This window comes from Bacteroides faecium, from assembly GCF_012113595.1.
Taxonomy (GTDB): Bacteria; Bacteroidota; Bacteroidia; order Bacteroidales; family Bacteroidaceae; genus Bacteroides; species Bacteroides faecium.
In genome coordinates this window covers 2,067,411-2,078,918 of the sequence record NZ_CP050831.1, presented here as the reverse complement: position 1 = coordinate 2,078,918, position 11,508 = coordinate 2,067,411, and the positions used below count along the sequence as shown (strand labels likewise).

5 protein-coding genes and 1 pseudogene are annotated in these 11,508 nt (G+C 41.1%); 3 read left to right on the top strand and 3 right to left on the bottom strand.

The annotated features are described in order from the left end of the window. Positions 1-140: 140 nt before the first annotated feature. Positions 141-266 (top strand): annotated as a pseudogene (locus tag BacF7301_RS26150) (AAA family ATPase); the annotation flags it as partial. Positions 267-357: 91 nt separating this feature from the next. Here the strand turns inward: BacF7301_RS26150 and BacF7301_RS07255 are convergent. After that, positions 358-1,230 carry an alpha/beta hydrolase gene (locus BacF7301_RS07255; RefSeq protein ID WP_167967136.1) on the bottom strand — a complete coding sequence of 291 codons (873 nt, stop codon included), beginning with the start codon at positions 1,228-1,230 and terminating at the stop codon, positions 358-360. Between the two features lie 358 nt (positions 1,231-1,588). On the opposite strand from BacF7301_RS07255, the gene BacF7301_RS07250 reads away from it, so the two are divergent. Beyond that, the gene (locus BacF7301_RS07250; protein WP_167961575.1) at positions 1,589-4,006 is read left to right on the top strand and encodes a glycoside hydrolase family 95 protein; all 2,418 of its coding nucleotides are present in this window, start codon (positions 1,589-1,591) and stop codon (positions 4,004-4,006) included. Positions 4,007-4,150: 144 nt separating this feature from the next. After that, complete coding sequence (locus BacF7301_RS07245) at positions 4,151-8,170, top strand: hybrid sensor histidine kinase/response regulator transcription factor (RefSeq protein ID WP_167961573.1); 4,020 nt, start codon at positions 4,151-4,153, stop codon at positions 8,168-8,170. A gap of 21 nt (positions 8,171-8,191) precedes the next feature. On the opposite strand, the gene BacF7301_RS07240 is transcribed toward BacF7301_RS07245, so the two are convergent. Together BacF7301_RS07240 and BacF7301_RS07235 are read right to left on the bottom strand one after the other, a co-directional pair. Then, the gene (locus tag BacF7301_RS07240; protein ID WP_167961571.1) at positions 8,192-9,577 is read right to left on the bottom strand and encodes a glycoside hydrolase family 43 protein; all 1,386 of its coding nucleotides are present in this window, start codon (positions 9,575-9,577) and stop codon (positions 8,192-8,194) included. Positions 9,578-9,582: 5 nt separating this feature from the next. Next, positions 9,583-11,499, bottom strand: a complete 1,917-nt coding sequence (locus BacF7301_RS07235; RefSeq protein ID WP_167961569.1) for a sialate O-acetylesterase — start codon at positions 11,497-11,499, stop codon at positions 9,583-9,585. Positions 11,500-11,508 lie beyond the last annotated feature (9 nt).

Sequence of the window (11,508 nt, the reverse complement as noted above, 5' to 3'; positions counted from 1 at the left end):
TACAATTTTCTTTCCTAAATAAAAGGAATCTATATCTTTTTTCAATGCAGCTATCACAAAAACAGCAACCGGACAGCCTGTTGAAGGACAATGTGACATAGAAGATATAAAATGAAACTTACGGTAACACTGATTTCCGTTCAATAATGCTCGATGCAAATATCCGTACTGACTATAATAAGTTGCGCCACCTTATCCATATAGACAAAACCTTCGGTGAGAATGCCAGTGTGGTTCAGGAAATTATAGAGAAAGGTCCTACCACGGAGTTGAAAAGTATTACGTTAGTATTTCAAGGATGGAAACTTGTAAGAGTGGAAGAGGTGCGATATGGAAAGTTTGAAGTATAAAACAAAATCACACACCCATCAACCGACTAATAAAAGGCAAACAAATATAGAGAGCCGAATGCCAATATTCCCAAGTATGCCCTCCATCGCGCACACGAAACTGACAGGGGATATCAGCCTGCCTCATTGCACGATAAAATTCAATATTACGGTCGAGTAAGAAGTCATCGTCACCACAATCTACAAACCAAGCTACACTGCGCAGTTCATTCTTCCGTTCTTCATCTGCCCCGGTAACATATTTCACACAACTTTTTTCTATAACCGAACGAGTCAAAACTGCCAATTTACCATTTGGATCATTAAAGCGGGCGGCCCCTTCTTCCGGAATATCCATCAATGCACTCATAGCATAGACTGCACAGAAAAGTTCTGTATAGCGTTGCCCATAACAAGTAGCTCCGCCACCACCCATCGAAAGTCCTGCTATAGCCCGATGCTGTTTATCACCCATCACACGAAAACGTTTCTCTACATAGGGCAGAAACTCCGTAAAAAAGAATGTTTCATACGCCCAACCCGGCATATTGAAATACCCATTCTGAAAGATATTCGGATCTCCTCCCCCCGCATCGGGGCAGACTATTATCATTTCACGAGCTTCCCCACTGGCTGTAAGACAGTCCATCACATCCTTTACATGCCCGCGATTCATCCATACATCATTTTTCTCCCACATACCATGCAACAGGTAGAGAACAGGATACATTTTCTTTTTATCCTGTTCGAAACTCTTAGGAAGATAAACTGTATATGCACGCTTTGCTTTTAATACGTTACTGTAGAGCGTATCTGTCATCACTCTACTCTGATACTTCGTTTGTGCATACAACGACAAACAACAAACTGATACAATAAAAAATAAAATCAACTTCTTCATATTGCCAATTATCTGTTCTGAAAAAGGTTGCACAATCAATGTGACTGCCAATAGTATAAATGCATTCTTTACAGTAATCATGATTATTATAATGCATTTTATCAGTTATTCAAGACACTCGTTTGATGCTTCCACTTTTCAAACTTATATTGCAAAAATACTTCGTTCTCATACAAAAAGCAAAAAAAATCCACCCTCAATAAGCCGTATGTAACATACATCATAGTATTGGTAACACAACCACAGGGAGAAGCAACCTACAGACAAATAATCGGATACATATTTTATCTTTTGTAACACATAAATAATCTACCTTTGCAACAAATACATCCGACAATTTTATACAAAGACTATAATTATGAATAGAAACACACTCTTCCTGTTACTCCTGTTAACAAGTCATTTAGTTTCAGGACAAGATTTGAAACTTTGGTACAGCCAACCGGCACAGAACTGGTCGGAAGCTCTTCCTATCGGTAATTCCCGCCTTGGGGCGATGGTATATGGAGGAACCGAACGTGAAGAACTGCAACTTAATGAAGAAACGTTTTGGGCAGGCTCTCCTTATAACAATAATAACCCGAATGCAGTACATGTCCTGCCTATTGTGCGCAAACTGATATTTGAAGAAAGAAACCAGGAAGCACAAAGGCTCATCGATGCCAATTTTCTAACCCGGCAACACGGAATGAGCTATCTGACATTGGGAAATCTGTATCTGGAGTTCCCCGGACATAAGGATGCCTCCGACTTCTACCGCGACTTGAATCTGGAAAATGCAACAACTACTACCCGCTATCAAGTGAATGGTATAAACTACACCCGTACTACTTTCGCCTCATTCACGGATAATGTCATCATTATGCACATCAAGGCGAGTCGACCCAATGCATTAAATTTCAATGTGTCATACAACTGCCCATTGAAAAATGAGGTCAATGCTCAAAATGACAAACTGACTATCACCTGTCAAGGAAAAGAACAGGAAGGTATGAAAGCCGCACTACGCGCAGAATGTCAGGTTCAAGTGAAAACAGATGGCATTATCCACCCGGCAGGCAATATTCTTCAGATAGACGGTGGTACAGAAGCAACTCTTTACATATCGGCAGCTACAAACTACGTGAATTACCAGAATGTCAGCGCAGATGAATCCCGACGGACTTCTAATTATCTGAAAGAAGCAACACTCATTCCTTATGAAAAAGCTCTAAAAGACCATATCTCCTTCTATAAAAAACAATTCGACCGTGTCCAACTTCATTTGCCGTCAAGTGAGGCATCTCAAATAGAAACTCCCCAGCGAATTGAAAACTTCGGGAAAGGCAAAGACATGGCAATGGCAGCCTTGCTTTTCCAATATGGACGTTATCTGCTGATTTCTTCCTCACAGCCGGGAGGACAACCAGCCAATTTGCAAGGAATATGGAATAACAGCACATATGCCCCGTGGGATAGCAAGTACACAATTAATATTAATACAGAAATGAACTATTGGCCGGCAGAAGTCACCAATTTAAGTGAAACACATAGTCCACTATTCTCCATGTTGAAAAATTTATCTGTCACAGGAGCAGAAACAGCCCGAAACATGTATGATTGTAGGGGATGGATGGCGCATCATAATACTGATTTATGGCGAATTTGCGGAGTTGTAGACTTTGCCGCAGCCGGAATGTGGCCTAGTGGCGGTGCATGGTTAGCTCAACATATCTGGCAACATTATCTCTTTACCGGAGATAAAGAATTTCTAAAGGAATATTATCCGATACTGAAAGGAACCGCACAATTCTATATGGACTTTCTCGTGGAACATCCTACCTATAAATGGTTGGTAGTAGCTCCCTCCGTATCACCGGAACATGGTCCGATTACTGCCGGATGTACCATGGATAGCCAAATCGCTTTTGATGCGCTATATAATACTTTATTAGCTTCACAAATCGCGGGTGAAGCTCCTTCTTTCCAAGATTCTCTCAAACAAACACTAGAGAAACTTCCACCCATGCAAATTGGAAAACATAACCAATTGCAAGAATGGCTGGAAGACATCGATGATCCCAAAGATGAACACCGCCATATTTCACATTTGTATGGGCTATACCCCAGCAATCAAATCTCTCCGTACTCAAACCCTGAATTATTTCAAGCAGCAAGAAACACATTGCTACAACGCGGCGATAAAGCTACAGGTTGGAGTATCGGTTGGAAAGTCAATTTCTGGGCACGTATGCAGGATGGGAACCATGCCTTCCAAATTATCAAAAACATGATTCAACTATTACCTAATGATAATATGGTCAAAGAATATCCGAACGGACGTACTTATCCCAACATGCTGGATGCTCATCCACCTTTCCAAATCGATGGTAATTTCGGTTATACAGCCGGAGTAGCGGAAATGTTACTTCAAAGTCACGACGGTGCTGTACATCTATTGCCCGCATTGCCTGATGCATGGGAAGAAGGAAGTGTGAAAGGATTAGTAGCACGGGGCAATTTCACAGTTGATATGGATTGGAAAAATAATTTATTGAATAAAGCAACCATCCACTCCAATATAGGTGGCATCCTCCGTATCCGGTCTTATGTTCCACTGAAAGGAAAAGGCTTGAAACAAGCAGACAGAGAATGCCCAAATCCACTATTCACCGCCACTCCGGTTAAGAAACCTTTGATGGCTAAAGGACTGAAGCCTGAATCTCCTCAATTGCAAAAGGTATATGAATATGATATTGAGACAAAGGCCGGTAGAGCCTATGTCATAAATAGGTAGCATCTTTATCCATGTTACATTGTCCACCTTGTCTTGTTACAACATCAAACCAGAACCTCAGAAGCCATTTAAAATATTCCTCTTTTATTAGGTTATATTTAGGTTTTTAGCTTCTTTTGTACTACAAACATTGATCTGATGAACATGAAAAATGTATTAACCTTTCTATTACTATTATTTTCTTTGTTATGCAACGGGCAATCTCCCAAGTTATTTACTGCTGACAGAGAACTATCCAGTAGTCTGATTAATCATATGTATCAAGATCGGAACGGCTTCATCTGGATTGCGACAGAAGACGGGCTGAACCGTTACGACGGTGCAAAATTTACTATTTACAAACATGAACCCGCTAATGAGCATTCATTGGCCCATAGTTTTGTCCGTACTGTATTTGAAGATAGTAAAGGACATCTGCTTATCGGTACATATATGGGAGTTCAAATGTATGATCCCGCCACTGATAACTTTACCCCACTTGCAAAATGGGAAGATAATGGAGAAATATTTGAAAGCAACATCGTATCCATTATCGAAAGAAGAAATGGAGAAGTATGGATATCAGGCAATGTATTGTGCAAACTGAATATTAAAAACAACCAATTGACAGTTCAACAGATTAATGCTTCCATAACCTCACCGGGGTATATGATTGAAGACAGAAAGCTGAATATTTGGATGTCCAAAGGAGAAGAAGGATTATATCGGCTCGATCCAAAAAATCAGCTCTCCCTGTATTTGTCTAAAGACAACGGATACATCAACAGTATTTGTGAGGACCCACAGGGAAATATTTATGTAGGGAGTATGAGAAAAGGATTATTCGCCTACGATAAGAAATCCGATACTTTCGCACCCGTTGACTTCAAAGAAACAAAAGAACTTCCTGTCAGCTTCCTCTATTCCGCAAGCCCGAATGAATTATATATCGGGACTGACGGGAAAGGAATGAATATCTACAACAATAAGACTCATAGAATCTCTGAATATCGGTTCGACAACAGTTACTTTGACTCCAATAAATCAAAAATACATTCTATCCTAAAAGATAATTCCGGTAACTTATGGCTGGCTGTTTATCAGAAAGGGGTCATACAAATACCTGCCCGGACCAACAGTTTCAAGTATATAGGACACAAGTCCATGGACAAGAATATTATAGGTTCCAGTTGCATTACTTCATTTTGCAAGGACAATAATGGCATATTATGGGTAGGAACAGACAACGACGGTATTTACGCTCTCACAGAAAAGTTAGAACCCGCAAAACATTTCTCACATACCAATCATCCCAATTCAGTACCTTCAACTGTTATAAAACTATATGAAGATTCAGAAGATAACATTTGGATAGGTTCATTTATCAACGGTATGGGAAAACTGGACAAACGAACAGGACAATGTAGTTACCAGTACAAGCTAGTGGACAAGAACAATAACTATATACAACGTGTATATGACTTTGCAGAAGATAAAAACAAACGTCTTTGGGTTGCGACAATGGGATTCGGACTATTTTATTATGACCTCAAAACACAGAAGTTCACCTCTGTACAATCCAATTCTTCCTTGATAAATGAATGGATAGGTTGCCTGCACTATTCTGATGACAATAAATTATATGTAGGAACTTATGACGGAATGAACTGCATTGACCTTGATAGCCCTGATTTTCATAGCTACAAGATATTATCGCAGCACGTAATCTATTCAATTTATGAAGACAACCATGGAATTATATGGCTTGGAAGTTCCGAAGGGCTGTCAAGTTGGAACAAGGAGACTAAAGAAATAACGACCTATACCACCGCGGATGGATTGCCCAGCAACACAATATATGCAATACAAGGAGACGAGGATGATTTCCTGTGGATAAGCAGCAATGCGGGAATATCCCAATTTCAAAAGAAAAACAACAAATTCATCAATTATTATGTAGGTGACGGATTACAAGGGAATGAGTTCTACAAGAATGCCTCATTCAAAGATGAGCAGGGCACCATCTGGTTTGGAGGCATGAATGGCATCACCTACTTCAGCCCTCAAGACATTATCAATCCGGCAAAAATATGGAACATACGTATTACCGACTTTTTTCTGCATAACAATCCGGTCAGAAAAGGAATGAAATCCGGTATTCACAATATTATCAACTGCCCTGTATTTAATGCAAAAGAGTTTTATTTATCCTATAAAGACAATGTGTTCAGTATCGAGTTTGCAACTCTGGAGCTAAATGCCCCCGAACATATCAACTACCTTTATTCCATTAACAACGAAAAATGGATTAGCCTGCCCAAAGGTGTAAACCGTATCTCATTCAGCAATCTGAAACCCGGTACCTATAACTTTAAAATCAGAGCAAAAGACAACACTGTGTATTCAAATATAAAAGAAATTACCATCTTCATATCTCCTGCATGGTATGCTTCATGGTGGGCCAAAGTTATCTACTACTTATTATTACTGACCATTATATTTATCGTTATTCTTCAGATCAGACATCGGTACAGAATGCATCAGGAAATGCTGCAACATATCCATGCCGAACAAATCAATGAAGCAAAATTGCAGTTCTTTATCAACATCTCTCATGAGATACGCACTCCGATGTCTCTAATCATCAGCCCTCTACAGAAACTGATTAAGAATGAGGACAACAATGAACGCTTGAAAACATATCATATTATCTACAGAAATGCGGAACGTATTCTGAATCTTGTCAATCAACTAATGGATATTCGGAAAATTGATAAAGGACAAATGTTCCTGATGTTCCGGGAGACCAACATTATTCCTTTTATTGAGGATTTATGTACAACTTTCGGTCAACAGGCAAATACAAAAAATATCCAGCTACAACTTCATTGTACACTCCGGAAACTGAATGTATGGGTGGATACAACCAATTTTGACAAGATTATCCTGAATATTCTTTCCAACGCCTTCAAGTTTACTCCGGAAAAAGGGAACATAGATATCACGATCCGCACAGGAGAAGATAACACCCAACCTGAGCCCTTGAAACAATATGCCGAAATAATTATCTCGGATACCGGAACCGGTATTGACGAGAAGGAAAAGGAGCACATCTTCGAACGTTTCTATCAGATTCGCAACAGCCAGCACAATCCGAAAGGCGGCACGGGAATAGGATTACATCTTACCCGCTCACTAGTGGAATTGCACCACGGAATCATATTTGTAGAAAATAATAAAGAACAACCGGGCTGCCGGTTTATTATCCGGCTGCCATTGGGAAACAAGCATCTGCGTCCGGAAGAAGTAGATAACAATGAAAAAGGGACAACAATAGCCGCACCAGTAACTCCCGTCATTTCTCATGCTATAGAACAAGAGGAAGAAAGGAAAGGCAGGGTGAAAACGAAATATCATGTATTAATTGTTGAGGATGATGAAGAAATCCGGAATTATATAGCGAAGGAGTTCGGGGACAAATTCCATATCATGGAATGCTGTAATGGCAAAGAAGCACTGGAACTGATATTTAAAAAGACTCCGGATTTAGTCATCAGTGACATCATGATGCCTGAAATGGACGGACTTACCTTATGCAGAAAAATCAAACAGAATGTAAACCTCAACCATATCCCAGTCATTTTGCTTACCGCAAAAACAAGAGAAGAAGATAATCTGGAAGGTCTGAACACAGGAGCCGATGCTTATATCATGAAGCCATTCAATATCGAAATCCTGCAAAAGACAGCGGAAAATCTGATTAATACACGCCAACAGTTGCGCAAGGTATTTACAGGTCAACAGGATCAAGAGAACAAGGTTCAGAAACTGGAAGTGAAATCACCCGACGAAAAGTTGATGGAACGTGTCATGAAAGTGATTAATGAAAATATCAGCAACCCTAACTTAACGATAGAGACAATCACTACCGAAGTAGGTATCAGCCGCGTACATCTTCACAGGAAACTCAAGGAGCTCACCAACCAGACAACCCGTGACTTTATACGTAATATACGTTTAAAAGAAGCCGCTCGTTTATTGTCCGAAAAACAGCATACCATATCCGAAATAGCCATGTTAACAGGATTCACTGATCCTAACAATTTCTCGACAACATTCAAAGAACTGTATGGAATGCCGCCTTCAATGTATATGAAAGAGCAGTTGAGTAAAAAAGAAGAGTAACCCAACTGCTCTCTAGCATGTTTATCTGTTAAACTTGTACCAATCAAAGTTAAACAGTTTGCAGCCTTTACGTCCTTTGAATACAAAATAAATATCTTGTATTCCTGTGACCGGTTTTACAATATCAGTCTGCAATGTTTTCCAGCATTCCCAACCTCCCGTTGAAGGAATAGTCAGTTCCGCAATTAATGGTCCGCTTATACTGTCTGTACGTACTTCAAGTGTCCCGCCACGAAGGGCACTGGCAACGGTAGCAGTGAACCGTTTGGGAGATTTATTGCCGAAATCCACTTCACGTACCTTTATATAATCTCCATTATGAATTTCAGATATATATATACCGGTTTTCACATTTGGTTCGGACTTCACACCCTCGGAAAAAGCTATTGTTTCAGCTTCCACCCTTTCGTAAGGATTGAGCGTACCTACCGGTGACACCCCTTCCCGGGTAGCATTAATAATCGGGAAAGTGCCGTCAGCATTATACTTAAATTGCTCCACCGCTGCACTTCGCCCGAAGCCTCCACCACCCGGCAGCTTACCCGTATGATAGAAGAAATAAGAATTGCCTTTATAGTCTATCACTCCACAATGGTTAGTAAACGAGCCCGTATCTTGTAAAGGCATGATTTCTCCCATATACTTCCACGGACCAAGAGGTCCGTCACTCATGGAATAGGCAATATGTTCGGGTACACCTCCGGCAGCATAAAGAAGATAGTATTTTCCTTCCCGTTTATGAAGCCATGGACCTTCTGTATAAGTATCTTTATACTTAACACCTTTGACACGCTTTTCCGGATTGGGTGCACCAAAGCTTTCAACAGTCTGTTCCAGTTTGCCCACTTCACCTTTCAAAGAAATCATATCTTCATTCAATTCTGCATAATAGATATTCGGATTTCCCCAATACAGATAAGCACGACCGTCATCATCTATATATACGGTAGGATCTATATAATCCCAGCTCCCGTCATGAAGGGGTTTACCGATGGCATCCTTAAAAGGACCGACAGGCGTATCACCGACTGCCACACCGATCGCCATGGTATTGGTCAGTTTAGAGTGCAAACAGACATACCAGTAGAATTTACCATTACGCTCGATGCACTGTGCTGCCCAGGCACGATCGTCCGCCCAAGCAAATGATTCAATAGCAAGAGGAGAACCATGGTCAGTCCAGTTCACCATATCTTTGGTAGAATACACGCGCCATTCCTGCATCCAGAAAAAATCAGCCTTATCTTCATCATGTCCCGTATAGACATACAATGTGCCATCATGCACCATAGGGGCAGGATCTGAAGTATAGCAAGTTTGTACAATCGGATTTTGCGCAGATAAATGATATGGCAATATCCCTAAAAACAGCAATACTGCCGCAACTTGTTTAAGTTTCATATTCATATTATTTAATGTTTAAACAGGTTTGGAAGAAACTCTTTCAGGCAACGTCTCCAAGTCAACCATTCATGTCCCGTACCTTTCGATTCATAATAATCGACTTTGATTCCCAATTCGCGGAGTGATTCTACCATTTTCTTTGTTCCCATTTGTTCTTCCGTACCACAACCAAGAAAGAAATAATTCACCCTTTTATTGAACCCGTCCGCATCGGAAAATACTCCGTTAAAACAAGTTTTCATATCCAATCCGAAAATTGCTCCGCTAAAACTCCCTATATAAGAGAACTTGTCCAGGTGGGGCAGTGTAGTATTGAAAGTCTGGTGTCCTCCCCACGACAATCCTGCCATTGCACGATGTTCGCGGTCGGTCTTGGTGCGGAACGTACGATCTATCATAGGTATCAAGTCTTTCAGGATAACATCATAAAAAGTTGCGCCATACAGAGCCCGCTCTTCATTTATATCCTTTCCGGGACGCGGCCGGAACGGAGCTTCCACATCTCCGCTATCCATCACTACCAACATCGGCACGCACTTGCCGGATGCAATCAAATTATCCATAATGTGATTCATACGTCCTTGTGTGCTCCAGCCGGTTTCATCTTCTCCCATACCATGCTGCAAATATAGTACCGGATAACGCTTCTTCGGATGAGTTTCATACTCTGCCGGCGTATATACCATACACCGACGAAACTCTTTTTGTGTTTCCGAATAATACGTACAGGAACGAACTTGTCCGTGAGGTACTTGTTGAGGATGATAATAATCCCCCTCTTCACCTTCAGGGATTTCGATACCACTTGCCACACGGCAACAACCGAAGAACGTGTAACTGGAAGGATCTGTTACCGACACTCCGTCTGCTATCAGAAAATAATAATGGAATCCTACAGGTAGAGGATCGGTCGTTACCGTCCAGAGTCCTCCGGCATCTTTCCACATATCATACTTCTTTCCGCAACAATCCACTTGTAGTTTAGTAGCCTGCGGAGCATAGAAACGAAAATGAGCACGCCCCTCTTTATCCACCCGGGGATAGTCATATCCCGGAATATTAGTGGATGCCGGTTCGGTAGTAATTCCGGAGTTTGGTTCTTTCTCCAACAAAAGGAGTCGTTTCTCGGCATACCGCACTCCCAATTTTCTGTATCCTTCTGCCGTGAAATGCAAATTATCTTCTGCGGCAGGACAGCCCGAAGAAGGAATCACGTACGCAGTCGGAATCGCTTGCGGCAGCGTATTGATTATCTCATTCATGCTTGCACATCTACCATTCTGGTCGGCATGCACCACTTCTCCCGCCAGTAAGGGAACATCCTTTGCCTGAAGATTCAAATCCCTCAACAGATTCTCATAGACTCTCTTCACTTTTTGAGGCCACTCTTTATCACCGGTATTAGACTCGCCTTGATGTAAGAGGATACCTTTAATCACACCCGCTTTCTGTGCTTCTACAGCCAATTCCTTTAGTCTACGGTAAGGATTATTACCATACGCTTTCGCGGTATTTTTCAGCCATTCCGGTTGAGAGGCAATATGCTCTTCGCAATTCTCCTCATCAAACAGTTCAATCTTGCAACCACCTACAGCTACATTGATGACACCCACCTTCATATTATCAGGCAGCCTTTCCACCAATGTACGACCGAAATAATCGGCAGGCGTTAACCCTGTATGGCAACGTACCAATGGTGGAACAGCTTTATACCACTGTCCTTTGACACGTCCCAAAGACGGACAATCAACAGCCGCCATCATCAGAAAGCGTTCATTGACATTGCACGTATCCTGCGCTTCTATTTTTGCATTCCCTTCCATATTGGATTGTCCTAGACAAAGGTAAATATGGAAATTAGGGTCTTGTGCAAAGGCAAATATGCTTGCACATAACATACAACTCAATAAAATAATATTTTTCATCTTGTAACA